The sequence below is a fragment of the [Lactobacillus] rogosae genome (assembly GCA_900112995.1).
Classification (GTDB): domain Bacteria; phylum Bacillota; class Clostridia; order Lachnospirales; family Lachnospiraceae; genus Lachnospira; species Lachnospira rogosae.
Genome location: FONU01000007.1, coordinates 95,506 through 113,049, shown reverse-complemented (window position 1 = coordinate 113,049; position 17,544 = coordinate 95,506). Strand labels below are relative to the sequence as shown.

Below are 17,544 nucleotides of genomic sequence, written 5' to 3'. Positions count from 1 at the left end.
TAATTGTGGAAGAGCCATATGAAAGTATATACAGGAAATGAGGATTATTTAATATGGAGATGTGGTTTTCAGAGCTTCATACAAGCAATGTGAAGCTTTCAATGAGAATAGAAGAACAATTGTGTTCGGTGGAGAGTGACTGTCAGAGGATTGATGTGCTTGTTTCAGATGAATTTGGTAAATTTCTTGCATTAGACGGAGAGATACTATTTTCTGAAAAAGACGAGTTTATATATGATGAGATGGTAACCCATATTCCGATGGCAGTCCACCCTGATGTAAAGAATGTATTAATAATTGGTGGAGCCGATGGTGGAGTTGCAAGAGAACTTATCAATTATAAATGTATAGAAAGAATAGATGTTGTTGAACCGGATGAAATGCTTGTTGAAGTATGTAGAAAGCATTTTCCTGAGCTTACCTGTGGACTGGATGATGACAGGGTTAATGTGTATATTCAGGATGCATTAAGATTTTTAAGAAATAAGACGGGTGATTATGACCTGATAATTAATGATGCGACAGATCCATTTGGATATACAGAAGGTTTATTCACCAAAGAATTTTATGGAAGCTGTTATAAAGCACTTAAAAGTGATGGCATTATGGTATATCAGCATGGAAGTCCATTTTATTCAGAAGATAAAGATGAATGTGTGAAAATGCACAGAAAGGCATATCAGGCATTTCCTGTAAGCCGTGTATATCAGGCACATATACCAACTTGTTCATCAGGCTATTGGCTGTTTGGATTTGCTTCCAAGAAATATCATCCGCTTGATGATTTCAGACCGGAGGAATGGAAGAAGTTAGGTATAAAGACAAGATATTATACAACTAATCTTCACAGGGGAGCATTTATGCTTCCGGGTTATGTAGAGCAGATGCTTGAAGAAGAAGAAAATGAGAAGAAAGCCTGAAAAGAGTAATAGACAGTGTTTAAAAAGAAAGCGTTAAGATAATTAATAAACAGGGCTTAAAGAATGGAGGATAATTATGAGCAGAGTATTAATAATAGGTTGTGGTGGAGTTGCAACAGTGGCAATTAACAAGTGCTGTCAGAACAGTGAAGTATTTACAGAGATATGTATAGCAAGCAGGACTAAGAGCAAATGTGATGCTTTAAAGGATAAATTACAGCCTGATACAAAGACAGTAATTACAACAGCAAAGGTTGATGCAGATAATGTAGAAGAACTTGTGAAGCTTATTGAAAGCTATAAACCAGAGGCAGTGCTTAACCTTGCACTTCCATATCAGGATTTAACAATAATGGATGCCTGCCTTAAGACAAAGGTGCATTATATTGATACTGCTAACTATGAAGCAGAAGATACCGAAGATCCTGAGTGGAGAGCTATATATGAAAAAAGATGTAAGGAAGAAGGTTTTTCAGCTTATTTTGATTATTCTTGGCAGTGGAATTATAAGAAGCAATTTGAAGAAGCTGGAATAATGGGACTTTTAGGAACGGGCTTTGATCCTGGTGTAACAAGTGTATTTTCAGCATATGCACTTAAGCACTACTTTGATGAAATAGACACAATTGATATTCTTGACTGCAACGGCGGAGATCACGGCTATCCGTTTGCGACTAATTTTAATCCTGAGATTAATTTAAGAGAAGTATCAGCACCTGGCTCATATTGGGAAGATGGACACTGGGTAGAAGTACCAGCTATGTCTATAAAGAGAGAATATGATTTCCCACAGGTTGGAATGAAGGATATGTATCTTTTACATCACGAGGAGATAGAATCGCTTGCTAAAAACATTCCGGGAGTTAAAAGAATAAGATTTTTTATGACATTTGGACAGAGCTACCTTACACATATGAAATGTCTTGAGAATGTTGGAATGTTAAGAACTGACCCTGTAAAAGTCAATGGTGTTGAAGTTGTTCCTATACAGCTCTTAAAAGAACTTCTTCCAGATCCTGCTACACTTGGAGAAAGAACAGTAGGAAAGACTAACATTGGCTGTATATTCAGGGGAAGAAAAGATGGAAAAGAAAAGACAATATATATTTATAATGTATGTGACCATCAGGAATGTTACAGGGAAGTTGAATCACAGGCAATATCATATACAACAGGAGTTCCTGCAATGATAGGAACAATGATGGTTGTCACAGGAATGTGGAATAAAGCAGGTGTATACAATGTGGAAGAATTTGATCCTGATCCATATATGGAAGCACTTAATAAATGGGGACTTCCTTGGGTAGTTGAGGAAAATCCACAGCTTGTAGAATAGAGGATATAAGAGTTGATGACAATAGATGATATTACAACACCAGCATATATTATAGATGAGAATATTCTGGTTCATAATCTTGAAATTTTAAAATATGTTGAAGACAAAACAGGATGTAAAATATTGCTTGCACAGAAAGCATTTTCAGCATTTTATGAATATCCGTTAATTGGCAGATACATAAGTGGCACAACAGCAAGTGGATTGTATGAGGCAAGGCTTGGCAGGGAAGAGATGAATAAAGAAAATCACGTCTATGCTCCTGCTTACAAAGAAAAGGATATAGATGAACTTGTAAAAATATGTGACCATATAATATTTAATTCCATAGGGCAGCTTATGCGTTATAAGGAAAAATGTATAAGAAGCGGTATCAGCATAGGACTTAGAATTAATCCGGAAATATCTACGCAGGGTGATAATGCAATATATGACCCTTGTGCGTATGGTTCAAGGCTTGGAGTAACTATTGATATGTTAAACAAGGCAGATGAGGAAGTTCTTAATGGAGTTGAGGGACTTCATTTTCATACTCTCTGTGAGCAGAATTCAGATGCACTTGCAATTACACTTAAAGCAGTTGAAGATAAATTCGGGCATATTATGAAGAATATGAAGTGGATTAATATGGGCGGTGGACATCATATAACAAGAAAAGATTATGATATAGATACACTTATTGGCTGCGTTAATCACATAAAGAGTGAATATAATGTACAGGTGTATTTAGAGCCGGGCGAGGCTGTTGCTCTTAATGCCGGTTATCTTGTTACAGAGGTGTTAGATAAGGTTGATAATGGAATCGAAACGCTTATACTTGATGCTTCTGCCGCGTGCCATATGCCAGATGTCCTCGAAATGCCATATACACCACCACTTCGGGGGGCACAGATAATTAAAAATATCAAAGAATATAAAGATGTTACTGCTGGTAAAGATATTCAGGAAAATGAAGATATTATGAAGTATAAAGATAAAAAAGAATACAGAGAAAATGTATACAGGCTGTCTTCATATACCTGTCTTGCAGGAGATATTATAGGTGATTATAAGTTTGACAGTAAGATTAATATAGGGGACAGGCTTGTATTTGAGGATATGGCGATATACTCAATGGTAAAGAATAATACATTTAATGGAATACCACTTCCAGCTATAGCGGTAATGAAAGATAAAGAAGTGCGGGTTATTAAAGAATTTGGTTATGAAGATTTTAAGTGGAGGCTTTCGTGAGAATAACAGATACTACACCTATAGAAGATGGCTATTATATGCCGGCAGAATATGACAGGCACAAGGCTACAATTATGATATGGCCTGTAAGGACAGGCTCGTGGCCTTATAATGCTGTAGCTGCACAGAATGTATTTGTGGATATTGCACATATAATATCCAGACACGAAAAAGTGTATATATTAGCAGATGAGAAGCACTATGCACAGGCAGAAGCAAGATTTATGAAAATAAAAGACGCTGTAACAGGAGAATGTAATAAAGCCAGTGAAGATATTAAAGCTGCCTGGAATATTGAAGTAGTCTGCATCGAAACAGATGATGCGTGGGCAAGAGATGTATGTCCCACGTTTGTAAAAAACGGACATACAGGTGATGTACGTGGGATTAACTGGAAATTCAATGCGTGGGGTGGCGATTATGACGGACTTTACAAGAATTGGGAAAAGGACGATAAAGCAGCTCTGCAATTCTGTAATATGACAGGATATGATTGCTATGATGCCAATCCGTTTGTGCTTGAGGGAGGTTCTATACACAGTGATGGTGAAGGTACGGTTATAGTAACTGACAGCTGTCTTTTAAGCAAGGGAAGAAATCCAGATATGAGCAGGGAACAGATTGAGCATAATCTTAAGAAATATCTAGGGGCAAAGAAAATTATATGGATTCCATATGGAATATATAATGATGAAACTAATGAACACGTTGATAATGTGTGTGCATTTACCTCACCAGCTAATGTAGTTCTTGCGTGGACGGATAATGAGGAAGATCCTCAATATGCAATGTCTTTGGCTGATATGAAGGTGCTTGAAAGAGAAACTGATGCCAGAGGACGTAAGTTTAATGTTCATAAACTGCATATACCGGATGTCCCAGTGTGCATAACTGATAATGATTTAAAGGGTCTTGTGTTTGAAGCAGGAGAAGATATGCGTGAAGCGGGAGAGCGGCTTGCGGCCAGTTATGCTAACTTCTATATAGCCAATGATATTGTGCTTGTTCCACAGTTTGGCGATGTTAAAGATAAGCAGGCAGTAGATCTTATTCAGAATCTTATGCCAGAGTATGAGGTTATTGGTGTGTATGCAAGAGATATAATTGTTGGTGGAGGCAATATACATTGTATTACACAGCAGATACCGCAATAACAGGATATATTAAAGTGGTATATATGTTACGGATTAGTGCTGCTGGCACAATTAAGGTATAAAAAGAAGTCAAAGCGTAATAGGTTATAGATTGGTTTTAGTGTGACAGACACGGAAATGAGGTAATATGAGCAGAAAAGTAAAAGCTGCGGCAATTCAGATGCGGTGCAGTAATAATGTCGGCGATAATATAAAAAAAGCTGATGAAATGACAAGAGAAGCAGTAAAAAAGGGAGCTAATATAATTCTTCTGCCAGAATTATTTGAAAGACAGTATTTCTGTCAGGAGAGAAGATATGAATATTACGCCTATGCCAAAAGCGTACAAGAAAATGATGCTGTCCAGCATTTTACACAGACTGCTAAGGAACTTGGAGTTGTTATAATTGTAAGTTTTTATGAAAAAAACATAAATGTGTTGTATAATACAGTTACGGTTATTGATGCTGATGGAAGCAATCTTGGAATATACAGAAAGACACATATTCCAGATGACCATTATTATCAGGAGAAATTCTATTTTACGCCGGGTAATACAGGATTTAAGGTGTTTAATACAAGGTTTGGCAATATAGGTATAGGAATATGCTGGGATCAGTGGTTCCCTGAAACGGCAAGAGCATTAGCGGTAAAGGGTGCAGAGATATTATTCTATCCTACAGCTATAGGAAGTGAGCCTATACTTGAATGTGACAGTATGCCTCATTGGAGAAGGTGTATGCAGGGACACGCCGGCTGTAATCTTGTTCCTGTGGTGGCAGCTAACAGAATTGGAATAGAAACAGTAGACCCTTGCGAGGCAAATGGTGGACAGAAAAGTTCACTCAAGTTCTATGGTTCATCATTTATAACAGATAATACAGGTGAAGTCATATGTGAAGCAGGAAGAGATACAGAAGAAGTACTTGTTGCACAGTTTGATTTAGATGAATATATGACAGACAGATTATCGTGGGGGTTATTCAGAGATAGAAGACCGGAAATATATAACTGAATTGGAGATAAACGTAGTGAAGAAACTTGTTATAGGTATGCTTGCCCACGTTGATGCAGGTAAGACAACATTATCTGAGAGCATATTGTATACATCGGGAGCTATAAGAAAGCTTGGAAGAGTAGATAACAAAGATGCGTTTCTTGATAATAATGATTATGAAAGACAGCGTGGAATAACGATATTTTCCAAGCAGGCAGTATTTACCTACAAAGATTTAGATGTTACATTGCTTGATACACCCGGACACGTTGATTTTTCGGCAGAGATGGAGAGAACGCTCTGGGTGCTTGATTATGCTGTTCTTGTTATTAACGGAATGGATGGGGTTCAGGGACATACAGAGACACTTTGGGGACTTTTAAAGAGATTAAAAGTCCCTGTGTTTATATTTGTCAATAAAATGGACCAGCAGGGAACAGACAAGCATAGAATATTAGAACAATTAAAGAATAAGTTATCATCAGGATGTGTGGATTTTGACAGGCTTGATTATGAAGAGCTTGCTGTGTGCAATGAAGAAGCATTAGAGCAGGTGTTAGATGAAGGCATTGTTGATGATAAGCTTATAGGAAATATGATAAGCCAAAGAGAAGTATTTCCTGTAATATTCGGCTCTGCATTAAGACTTGATGGAGTGGACAGACTTCTTGATATTATGAATAAATATTGTGAGGTATCTGAAAATGGTGATGATAAGCAGTCGGATATGTCAGCAAGAGTATATAAAATATCAAGAGATGACAGGGGTGAAAGGCTTACACACATTAAGGTTACAGGCGGAAGCCTTAAAGCTAAACAGCTTATTAATGGTGAGAAGATTAACCAGATCAGAATATATTCAGGTGAGAAGTACACTTCGGTAAATGAAGCTGTATGTGGAAGTATATGTGCAATAACAGGGCCGGAGGGCACCTATGCAGGACAGGCATTAGGCAGGGAGAATAATGATAATGCACCGGTGTTATCCCCTGTGCTTAATTATAAGATTAATCTTCCAGCAGGAACAGACCCGCTTATGATGCTTCCTAAACTTAAGATGATTGAGGAGGAAGAACCACAGCTTCACATTGAATGGAATGAGAGCTTTAAAGAAATACATGTGCAGGTTATGGGACCTGTTATGATAGAAGTCCTTCAGAATATTATTAAGGAACGTTTCGATTGTGATGTGACATTTTCTGAAGGAAGCATTGTATACAAGGAAACCATAGCTGATAAAGTTGAAGGAATCGGACATTTTGAACCTTTAAGACATTATGCGGAGGTGCATCTTATATTAGAGCCGGGTGAAGCTGGGAGCGGTATGCAGTATGAGCTTGATTGCAGTGAGGATATGCTTGCCAAGAACTGGCAGAGGCTTATATATACACATCTGTGTGAAAAGACACATAAGGGTGTGCTTACAGGTTCAGCACTTACTGATGTTAAGATAACGGTTGTTGCAGGCAGAGCACATAACAAGCATACAGAGGGCGGAGATTTCAGGCAGGCTACATACAGGGCAGTAAGAAATGGACTTATGCAGGCAGAGAGTGTACTGCTTGAGCCATTTTATGAATTCACTCTAATACTTGACAGACAGTATATAGGCAGGGCTATGACTGACTTTGAGAGAATGGGTGCACAGTTTGAGATTAACGATAATGGTGATGAAGCAGTAATAAAGGGTGCTGGTCCTGTTGCCACTGTTGGTAACTATCAGGCAGAGGTTAATGCGTACACTAGGGGAAAGGGAGTATTAAGACTTAAAATGTCTGGCTACAGACCTTGTCATAATACAGATGAGGTTATTGAACAAATCGGATATGAAGCCGAGAGAGATACAAGAAATCCAGCAGATTCAGTATTCTGTGCGCACGGTTCAGGTTTTAATGTGCCTTGGTATGAAGTCAAAGATTATGCACACGTTGACAGCGTGCTTAATCCAGTGGGAACTAATGAAAATGTAGTTCTCACACCAAAAGAAGCAGCAAGAACGGTATCTGATGAATGGATTGGAACAGATGAAGTTGACAGAATACTGGCACAGACGTACTTTGCTAACAGCAGGGGTGATAATGAAAGACGTAATATGTCTAAAAGAAAAGCCTCTGATGAAATGGGAAGATATGTAACAGCCTCTGGCAGTGGAAGCTATAATAATGGACAGTATAAAGCTTCGCAGTCTAAGAAGCAGACAAATTCAATATCGTATCTTCTTGTAGACGGCTATAATATAATACACGCGTGGAGCGAGCTTGAGGAATTGTCAAGAATTAATATGGACAGTGCAAGGGATAAGCTTCTTGATATAATGTGCAATTATCAGGGTATGAAGAAGTGTGAGCTTATCGTTGTATTTGATGCTTACAGGGTATCAGGACATCATGAAGAATATATGGACTATCATAATATTCACGTTGTATACACGAAAGAGGCAGAAACGGCAGACCATTATATAGAAAAGTTTGCACATGAGAATGGAAAGAAATATAATATAACAGTTGCTACATCAGATGGACTTGAGCAGGTTATTATCCGTGGAGCAGGCTGTCTTTTGTATTCAGCAAGAGAATTTGAGAAAGAGGTAAAAGCTATGGAGGAGCATATCCGCAGCGATTACCTTAACAGGACATATTAATTAATGGAAATCGAGGTTATGGATTATGAGTACATTATGGGTTATAGGAGATTCAACAGTAAGCAGTTTTGAGGATAAATACTACTATCCAAGATATGGTTATGGAACAATGCTTGATAAGTACCTTAATGATAATGTCAAGGTTGTCAACATTGCATTATCTGGCAGAAGCAGTAAGAGTTATCTTTCAGAGCCTGAATATAATACGCTTATTAATGGAATGAAGCAGGGTGATTATCTTTTAATAGGTTTTGGACACAATGATGAAAAGACAGAGAAGGAAAGATATACAAGTCCTGTTGGTGACTATATGACAGAAGGAACATTTGCTAATACTTTATATGTTAATTATATCAGGAAAGCAAGGAATGCAGGCTGTTATCCTATACTTTGTACTCCTATTGTAAGAAGAAGTGCATCTGGCGAATGGAAAGCCACAGAACTTCATATTACACAGGACGTTGCACAGTATAAAGGCGGAGATTATGCACTTGCAGTAAGAGAATTAGGAAAAGCCGTTGGCGTTCCGGTTATAGATATGACACAGCTTACCAGGGATGAATATGAAAAGTTAGGATCTGATAATACAATATATCTTCATGCGTGGCCATCTAATAATAAGCTGAGCGTTGATAATACACATACTAACATATGGGGAGCAAGGGTTAATGCTTATATGATAATGTCAGCAGTGAAAGAACTTAATATAAGTGGTCTGTCGGAAAATGTTGTGAACATTGATAACAACCCATTAGATTATAAAGAAAAGTTTCTTGTATCTAATAAAGATTATGTTCCAGTTGTATTCAGCGATAAGCTTCCAGACAGCAGATTGTTTAAGGATTATGGAGAGTACAAGGCGGCTGTATTTGGTGATGTATTAGGAGAAGTTGATGATAAAGACTTTACTCTTGGAGAAGATGATAATGGTGATATGAATATAGCTGTCAGAAATAACAGAGGCAAGATATCTGCTGTAACAGACGGCATTGCTATGTATTATAAAAAAGTTGATATAACAGAGCATTTTACTCTTACAGCAACAGTTAAGGTTAATAAAATATTTGCTAATGACCAGGTATCTTTTGGGCTTATGGTAAGAGATGACTGCTATATTGATAAGAATATGCCTGACATATTAGGAGATTATGTTGCCGCCGCACCATTATTTATAACAAAGGGTGAGAAGGCGACAGCTACATTTGCAAGACGAAGCGGACAGCTTGTGCTTGGAAAAGATACGAATGAGGTTATAAAAGAAGGTGGGGAGTATGAGCTTATGCTTTCATCTTCTTCTGACGGATATGCGGCTAAGTTTGGAAAGGGTGATGTTATTACAGGCGGATATGATTTTAAGCTTACTGCAATTGACCCGGCTCATGTATATGTAGGAATGTTCGTATCAAGAAATGCAGATGTTATATTTTCTAATATTAAATATACAAAGAATGAATAAAATGTTATAATAAATCTAACAAAATATAGAACATAGAAGAAGGCTGTGTTTCATATATTAAACAGGATTGTGTTAATTGAATATTGGACTGGGGGTATGCTTATGAGAATAACATTTTTAGGAGCAGATCACGAGGTGACAGGAAGCTGCCATTATCTACAGGTGGCAGACAAGAACATTTTAATTGATTGCGGAATGGAGCAGGGCAATGATGTGTATGAGAATCAGGAGCTTCCAATTCCAGCGTGTGATGTTGATTATGTGCTTCTTACCCACGCACATATTGACCATTCAGGACTTATTCCACTTCTTTATGTGAATGGTTTCAGGGGAAAGATATACTGTACAGAGGCGACAGTACAGCTATGTGACATAATGTTAAGAGATAGTGCACATATACAGATGTTTGAAGCTGAGTGGCGTAACAGAAAGGCTAAGCGTTCTAATGGCACTTTAAAGGAATTTATTCCATTATATGATGCAAAAGCAGTATATGAGGTTATGAAGCAGTTCGTTGGTCTTGAATATGAGAAGATTGTAAAGATTGATGATAATGTGAGCATAAGATTAAGAGATGTAGGACATCTGCTTGGTTCTGCCAGTATTGAAGTATGGGCATCAGAAGATACACCAGAGGGCAGGGTTGAAAGAAAGCTTGTATTCTCTGGAGATATAGGCAATGTTCATAAGCCGATAACCAAGGACCCTGCAACAGTTGCAGATGCAGATTATGTTGTTATGGAGTCAACTTATGGCAACAGAAGCCATAATGGAACACCTGATTATGTGGCTGAGCTTGTCAAAGTATTCAAGCGTACATTTGACAGAGGCGGTAATGTTGTTATACCATCATTTGCGGTTGGAAGAACACAGGAGCTTTTATATCATATAAGAAAGATAAAAGCGGATGGACTTATGGACAGGGATTTTGATGTGTATGTCGACAGCCCTCTTGCAATTGAAGCTACAGAGGTGTTTAGTAAGAATGTAGAGCAGTGCTTTGATGAAGATGCGATTGAACTTGTAAGACAGGGGATTAATCCTTTATCTTTTCCGGGGCTTAAATATGCCATATCAAGTGAAGAGTCCAAGATGATTAATTTTGATACTAATCCTAAGGTAATCATATCAGCATCTGGTATGTGTGAGGCCGGACGAATAAGACATCATTTAAAGCACAATCTGTGGAGACCAGAGTGTACGATACTTTTTGTAGGTTATCAGGCCAATGGTACAACAGGACGAATTATTGTTGACGGAATTGACGAGATTAAGTTATTTGGTGAGCCAATTCAGGTAAAAGCAGAGATTGCACAGCTTCCGGGTTCAAGCGGACACGCTGATAAAGACGGTCTGATTCATTGGGTGAATGCATTTACCAATAAGCCAAGAAAGGTATTCGTTGTACACGGTGAGGACAGTGTGTGTGAAGAATTTACACAATGTCTTAAAGAAGAATATGGTTTTGATGCGTATGCTCCATATACCGGCACTTCATTTGACCTGATTACAGGACAGATGATTGCTGAGGGCAATAAGGAGAAGAAGAGCAGAAGAACAACAGTTAATAAGCGTAATAAGAGCGTATTTGACAGGCTTGTTGCGGCTGGTAAGAGACTTATGAGTGTTATTGCACACAATGAGGGCGGTGCGAATAAGGATCTTGCGAAGTTTACAGACCAGATTAATTCACTTTGCGATAAATGGGACAGATAAGAGAATAATTTAAGATGAAATAATTATAAATATAATAATAGTAAATTATTATTAATAATATAATTATATATAATTTAAGCGATTAGATAAGAATGGAGATTATTATGAAAAAAATGCTTTTTGTATTCAATCCTAATTCTGGTAAGGCTCAGATTAAGAATTCTTTGTTAAAGATTATTCAGATATTCTCCAATGCGGACTATGAGGTTACTGTGTATCCTACGAAAGCAGCACTGGACGGATTTGAGAGAGTTAAAGCTGATGAAGGACGATATGATGTTATTGTATGCAGTGGCGGCGATGGTACTCTTAATGAGATTGTCAGTGCTGTAGCAGGATATAGTACAGTTAAACCACCGATAGGTTATATTCCAAGCGGTTCTACTAATGATTTTGCCAGGAGTCTTGGAATACCGTCAGATAAGATCAGGGCTGCTTGCAATATAATCAATGGTGAAAGCTTTCCATGCGATATAGGAATTGCCAATGACCATAAATATTTTAATTATGTGGCAGCTTTTGGTGCATTTACAGATGTTGCCTACGAAACACCGCAGGATCTTAAGAATGTGTTAGGTCATCAGGCGTATGTTATTGAGGGTGTTAAGAGATTATCTAATCTTAAGGCTTGCAGAATGAAGATTAAGAGCGATGAACTTAATGTGGAAGATTCATTTATATATGGAATGGTTAGCAACGCAAGCTCAATAGGCGGAATGAAAGGCCTTATAGCAGAAGGAGTTGATTATCAGGACGGAATGTTTGAAGTTACCCTTATAAGGGAGATTAAGAATCCTATGGATTTACAGGCAATAGTTAATGCTTTTATAACACAGAAGATAGATGACTGCGATATGGTATATACATTTAAGACCAAGGATATAACATTTGAGTCAAAGGAAGAAGTTAAGTGGACACTTGACGGAGAATTTGGAGGCATACATAATAATGTCAACTTAAAAGTCTGCCAGAAAGCGGTGGATTTCATAGTTAAGAAAAGAAGGAAAAAAGAAGAAAAAGATTTATTAAATTAATAAGCGGATTGATAAAGTTAATTAAATTAATAATTGTTTGTAAAAAATATGTCGAAATATTAAATAATTAAAGTGATAAAAGCTATCAGCAAGGGTATATGGCTTTTATCACTTTATTTTTTTACAACTTTAGTTTTAAGGGCAGAAAATGGAACTTAAAAGATAAACAATTTAGACACAATTTTAAATTTTATGATAAAGTGATGTTGGAATATGGGCTGATAGAAAGATGACTTGATATATAAAATGTATTAATATGTTTGCGTATAATATATTTTAAGTGCTGATTCAATGAAATAGTCAGATAATAATGTATTAAATTACAAATAATTGAATAATCTGATAATTTAACCAAATAAAAAGTTTACAAGATAAAAAAATAGGAGTATATTAAGCACAAGAAAAACAAGTCTACCACATTTGTGGGTTAAATCAGACGATTGTTAATTATACAAATCATACGATAAGACTTGCATTACAGATTATATATGAAAGGATGAGCAGACTATGGAAAATCAAAATAATCAGCCTGGACTTTACAGCCCACAGTTTGAACACGATAACTGTGGCATCGGTGCAGTTGTAAGCATCAAGGGAGTAAAGACACATCAGACAGTATCAGACGCATTAAGCATCGTTGAGAACCTCGAACACAGAGCAGGTAAAGATGCAGAGGGAAAGACTGGTGATGGTGTAGGTATCCTTCTTCAAATATCACATAAATTCTTTAAGAAAGCAGTTAAACCTCTTGGAATTAAGATTGGTGAGGAAAGAGAGTATGGTGTAGGTATGTTCTTCTTCCCACAGGACGAACTTGCAAGAAACCGTGCTAAGAAGATGTTTGAAATCATCGTTGAAAAAGAAGGTCTTGAGTTCTTAGGCTGGAGAGAAGTTCCAACATTTCCTAATGTACTTGGTAAAAAGGCAGTTGACTGTATGCCATACATTATGCAGGGCTTTGTAAAGAAACCTAAGGATGTTAATAAGGGAATTGACTTTGATAGAAAGCTTTATGTTGCAAGACGTGTATTCGAGCAGACAGCAGAAGATACATATGTCTGTTCGCTTTCAAGCAGAACTATTGTATACAAGGGTATGTTCCTTGTTGGACAGTTAAGAACATTCTTTAAGGATCTTGTAGATGAAGATTATGAGTCAGCTATTGCACTTGTTCATTCAAGATTTTCAACTAACACTAACCCAAGCTGGGAACGTGCTCATCCTAATAGATTTATTGTTCATAATGGTGAGATTAATACAATCAAAGGTAACGCAGATAGAATGTTATCAAGAGAAGAAACTATGGTTTCTCCATATCTTGAAGATGAAATGTCTAAGATAACACCAGTTGTTAATACTAACGGTTCAGATTCAGCTATGTTAGATAATACTCTTGAATTCTTTGTAATGAATGGTATGCCACTTCCACTTGCTGTTATGATTACAATTCCAGAGCCTTGGAGCAATAATAAAGCTATGGAGCAGGAGAAGAAAGACTTCTACCAGTATTATGCAACAATGATGGAGCCTTGGGACGGACCTGCTTCAATCCTCTTCTCAGATGGAGATATTATGGGAGCAGTTCTTGATAGAAATGGTCTTCGTCCTTCAAGATACTATATTACTAATGATGGTTATCTTATTCTTTCATCAGAAGTAGGTGCACTTCCAATAGATGAGAGTAGAATTAAAGTTAAGGACAGACTTCATCCAGGAAAAATGCTTCTTGTAGATACAGTTAAGGGAGAGCTTATTGATGATGACAAGCTTAAAGAGCAGTATGCAACTAAGCAGCCTTATGGTGAATGGCTTGATAACAATCTTATAAATCTTTGTGATTTAAAGATTCCTAACAAGAAAGTTCCAACACATACTAAGGAAGAAAGAGCAAGATTACAGAAAGCTTTCGGTTATACATATGAAGATTTCAGAACATCAATACTTCCAATGGCACTTAATGGAGCAGAGTCAATTGGAGCTATGGGTATAGATACACCACTTGCGGTGCTTTCTAACAGACACCAGCCTTTATTTAACTATTTTAAGCAGTTATTTGCACAGGTTACTAATCCACCTATTGATTCGATAAGAGAAAAGATTGTAACTTCAACTACTGTATATCTTGGTAAAGATGGAAATGTGCTTGAGGAAAAGCCAGAGAACTGTAAGAACTTAAAGATTAACAATCCTATTCTTACTAATACAGATCTTTTAAAGATTAAGAATATGAAAGTTGAAGGCTTTAAGGTAGAGACAATTCCTATTACATATTATAAGAATACATCAATTGAAAAGGCTATTGACCATATATTCGTAGAGGTTGACAGGGCACACAGAGAAGGTGCTAACATCATTATCCTTTCAGACAGGGGTGTTGATGAGAATCACGTTGCAATTCCATCACTTCTTGCAGTAGGTGCTGTACAGCATTACCTTGTACAGACTAAGAAGAGAACAAGTATGGCAGTTATACTTGAAAGTGGTGAGCCAAGAGATGTACATCATTTTGCAACACTTTTAGGATATGGTGCATCAGCTATCAACCCATATCTTGCACAGGAGAGCATACAGGAGCTTATCGACCTTAATATGCTTGACAAGGATTACTATGCAGCAGTTGATGACTACAACAATGCTATTATAAGTGGTATTGTTAAGATTGCAGCTAAAATGGGTATTTCAACAATCCAGTCATATCAGGGTGCTAAGATATTTGAGGCAATTGGTATTAACTCAGATGTAATTAATAAGTACTTCACTGGTACTGTATCAAGAATTGAAGGAATCGGACTTAAGGATATTCAGGAAGATGTGGAAACACTTCATTCTAAGGCATTTGATCCACTTGGACTTTCAACAGATACAACTCTTGACAGTGAGGGCGCTCATAAGATGAGAAGTGGAAAAGAAGAACATCTTTACAATCCACAGACAATACATCTTTTACAGCTTGCAGCACGTACAGGTGATTATAATACATTTAAGGAATATACAGCTCTTGTTAATAAAGAAGAGGGCGTTAAGAACTTAAGAGGACTTATGGATATCAAGTTCCCTAAGAAGGGAATAAATATAGATCAGGTAGAGAGTGTTGATTCTATCGTTAAGAGATTTAAGACCGGTGCCATGTCATACGGTTCCATCTCTAAGGAAGCACACGAGACTATGGCTATTGCTATGAATATGCTTCACGGCAAGTCTAACTCAGGTGAAGGTGGAGAAGATGAAGACAGACTTACAGTAGGTGCTGACGGACTTAACAGATGTTCAGCTATCAAGCAGGTAGCTTCAGGACGTTTTGGTGTTACAAGCAAGTATCTTGTAAGTGCTAAGGAAATCCAGATTAAGATGGCACAGGGTGCTAAGCCAGGTGAAGGTGGACATCTTCCAGGAAAGAAGGTATATCCTTGGATTGCAAAGACACGTCTTTCAACACCAGGTGTATCACTTATATCACCACCACCTCATCACGACATTTATTCTATCGAAGATTTAGCACAGCTTATATATGATTTAAAGAATGCCAACAGGAATGCAAGAATATCAGTTAAGCTTGTATCAGAAGCAGGTGTTGGTACTATAGCTTCTGGTGTTGCCAAGGCAGGTGCACAGGTTATCCTTATATCAGGTTATGATGGAGGTACTGGTGCAGCTCCAAGAAGTTCTATACATAATGCAGGACTTCCTTGGGAATTAGGACTTGCAGAAGCTCATCAGACACTTACAATGAACGGACTTCGTAATAAGGTTATAATCGAGACAGATGGTAAGCTTATGAGCGGACGTGATGTTGCAATAGCAGCTATGCTTGGTGCAGAAGAATTCGGTTTTGCAACAGCTCCACTTGTAACAATGGGCTGTGTAATGATGAGAGTATGTAACCTTGATACTTGTCCAGTTGGTATTGCTACACAGAATCCTGAGCTTAGAAAGAGATTTGCAGGCAAGCCTGAATATGTTGTCAACTTTATGAGATTTATCGCACAGGAGCTTCGTGAATATATGGCAAAGCTTGGTGTTAAGACTGTTGATGAACTTGTAGGAAGAACAGATTTCCTTGAAGCAAGAGAAGATGTAGAGGGAAGCGGAAGAGCTTCAAAGGTTGACCTTTCTAATATACTTAACAATCCTTATGTTAAGGAAGCTTCTTCAATTAAGTATGATAAGAAGAATGTATATGACTTTGAACTTGAGAAGACAGTAGATGAGAAGATTCTTATTAAGAAGCTTTCGGATGCTATGGATAAGAAGCAGAAGAGAAGTGTTGAGGTTGATGTAACTAATACAGATAGAGCATTAGGAACACTTCTTGGTGCAGAGATAACAAGAAGATTTGGTGAGAGCCTTGCAGAAGATACTTATACAGTTAAATGTACAGGTGCTGGCGGACAGAGCTTCGGTGCATTTATCCCTAAGGGACTTACACTTGAACTTGTCGGTGACAGCAACGATTACTTCGGAAAAGGTCTTTCAGGTGGTAAGCTTATTGTATATCCACCAACAGGTGTATCTTATAAGGAAGATGAGAATATCATCATCGGTAACGTAGCACTCTATGGAGCAACAAGTGGCAAGGCATTTATCAATGGTGTAGCAGGTGAGAGATTCTGTGTACGTAACTCTGGTGCAACAGCAGTTGTTGAAGGTACTGGCGACCATGGTTGTGAATATATGACAGGCGGAAGGGTTGTTGTACTTGGTAGAACTGGTAAGAACTTCGCAGCAGGTATGAGCGGCGGTGTTGCATATGTTCTTGATGATGACACAACACTTTATAAGAGAGTCAACAAGCAGCTTGTATCACTTGAACCTGTAACTAACAAGTATGATGTACTTGAACTTAAGCAGATGATTACAGAACACGTTGCTTATACTAATTCTAAGAAGGGTAAAGAAGTGTTAGACAACTTTGGCGAATATCTTCCTAAGTTTAAGAAGATTATGCCACATGATTATAAGAAGATGCTTAATATGATTGTTCAGATGGAAGAAAAAGGTCTTAGCAGTGAACAGGCTCAGATTGAAGCATTTTATGCAGCAACTAAGTAAGATAGAAATGTACAATAACAGATATGTAT

The 17,544-nt window shown here is 37.5% G+C and carries 10 protein-coding genes; all 10 read left to right on the top strand.

Annotated features, from left to right (window positions below):
- Positions 1 to 53 precede the first annotated feature (53 nt).
- Complete coding sequence (gene speE / locus BM157_RS03480; protein ID WP_055174093.1) at positions 54 to 920, top strand: polyamine aminopropyltransferase; 867 nt, start codon at positions 54 to 56, stop codon at positions 918 to 920.
- A gap of 76 nt (positions 921 to 996) precedes the next feature.
- Positions 997 to 2,256 carry a saccharopine dehydrogenase family protein gene (locus BM157_RS03475; RefSeq protein WP_055306171.1) on the top strand — a complete coding sequence of 420 codons (1,260 nt, stop codon included), beginning with the start codon at positions 997 to 999 and terminating at the stop codon, positions 2,254 to 2,256.
- Positions 2,257 to 2,271: 15 nt separating this feature from the next.
- Complete coding sequence (gene nspC, locus BM157_RS03470) at positions 2,272 to 3,489, top strand: carboxynorspermidine decarboxylase (RefSeq protein WP_090139943.1); 1,218 nt, start codon at positions 2,272 to 2,274, stop codon at positions 3,487 to 3,489.
- Positions 3,486 to 4,643 (top strand): agmatine deiminase, encoded by a 1,158-nt coding sequence (aguA, locus tag BM157_RS03465; protein ID WP_022502617.1) that lies wholly within the window; start codon positions 3,486 to 3,488, stop codon positions 4,641 to 4,643. The genes nspC and aguA overlap by 4 nt, the downstream gene beginning before the upstream one ends.
- 127 nt (positions 4,644 to 4,770) lie before the next feature.
- A complete protein-coding gene (gene aguB / locus BM157_RS03460; RefSeq protein WP_055306168.1) occupies positions 4,771 to 5,637 on the top strand; it encodes an N-carbamoylputrescine amidase in 867 nt (288 codons plus the stop codon).
- Entirely contained in the window at positions 5,630 to 8,260 is a 2,631-nt protein-coding gene (locus tag BM157_RS03455) for an NYN domain-containing protein (protein ID WP_456361687.1), read from the top strand. Before aguB ends, BM157_RS03455 begins: the two co-directional genes overlap by 8 nt.
- 25 nt (positions 8,261 to 8,285) lie before the next feature.
- Positions 8,286 to 9,716, top strand: coding sequence for a GDSL-type esterase/lipase family protein (locus BM157_RS03450; RefSeq protein WP_090139941.1), 1,431 nt, complete (start codon positions 8,286 to 8,288; stop codon positions 9,714 to 9,716).
- A gap of 102 nt (positions 9,717 to 9,818) precedes the next feature.
- Positions 9,819 to 11,432 carry an MBL fold metallo-hydrolase RNA specificity domain-containing protein gene (locus BM157_RS03445; RefSeq protein ID WP_055174098.1) on the top strand — a complete coding sequence of 538 codons (1,614 nt, stop codon included), beginning with the start codon at positions 9,819 to 9,821 and terminating at the stop codon, positions 11,430 to 11,432.
- A 104-nt stretch (positions 11,433 to 11,536) separates the two neighbouring features.
- Entirely contained in the window at positions 11,537 to 12,466 is a 930-nt protein-coding gene (locus BM157_RS03440) for a diacylglycerol/lipid kinase family protein (protein ID WP_242854088.1), read from the top strand.
- Positions 12,467 to 12,973: 507 nt separating this feature from the next.
- Positions 12,974 to 17,515, top strand: coding sequence for a glutamate synthase large subunit (gene gltB / locus BM157_RS03435; RefSeq protein WP_090139939.1), 4,542 nt, complete (start codon positions 12,974 to 12,976; stop codon positions 17,513 to 17,515).
- Positions 17,516 to 17,544 lie beyond the last annotated feature (29 nt).

Coding starts and splice junctions, on each gene's coding strand:
- speE (WP_055174093.1), top strand. CDS start 54: ATGGAGATGTGGTTTTCAGAGCTTCATACAAGCAATGTGAAGCTTTCA.
- BM157_RS03475 (WP_055306171.1), top strand. CDS start 997: ATGAGCAGAGTATTAATAATAGGTTGTGGTGGAGTTGCAACAGTGGCA.
- nspC (WP_090139943.1), top strand. CDS start 2,272: ATGACAATAGATGATATTACAACACCAGCATATATTATAGATGAGAAT.
- aguB (WP_055306168.1), top strand. CDS start 4,771: ATGAGCAGAAAAGTAAAAGCTGCGGCAATTCAGATGCGGTGCAGTAAT.
- BM157_RS03450 (WP_090139941.1), top strand. CDS start 8,286: ATGAGTACATTATGGGTTATAGGAGATTCAACAGTAAGCAGTTTTGAG.
- BM157_RS03445 (WP_055174098.1), top strand. CDS start 9,819: ATGAGAATAACATTTTTAGGAGCAGATCACGAGGTGACAGGAAGCTGC.
- BM157_RS03440 (WP_242854088.1), top strand. CDS start 11,537: ATGAAAAAAATGCTTTTTGTATTCAATCCTAATTCTGGTAAGGCTCAG.
- gltB (WP_090139939.1), top strand. CDS start 12,974: ATGGAAAATCAAAATAATCAGCCTGGACTTTACAGCCCACAGTTTGAA.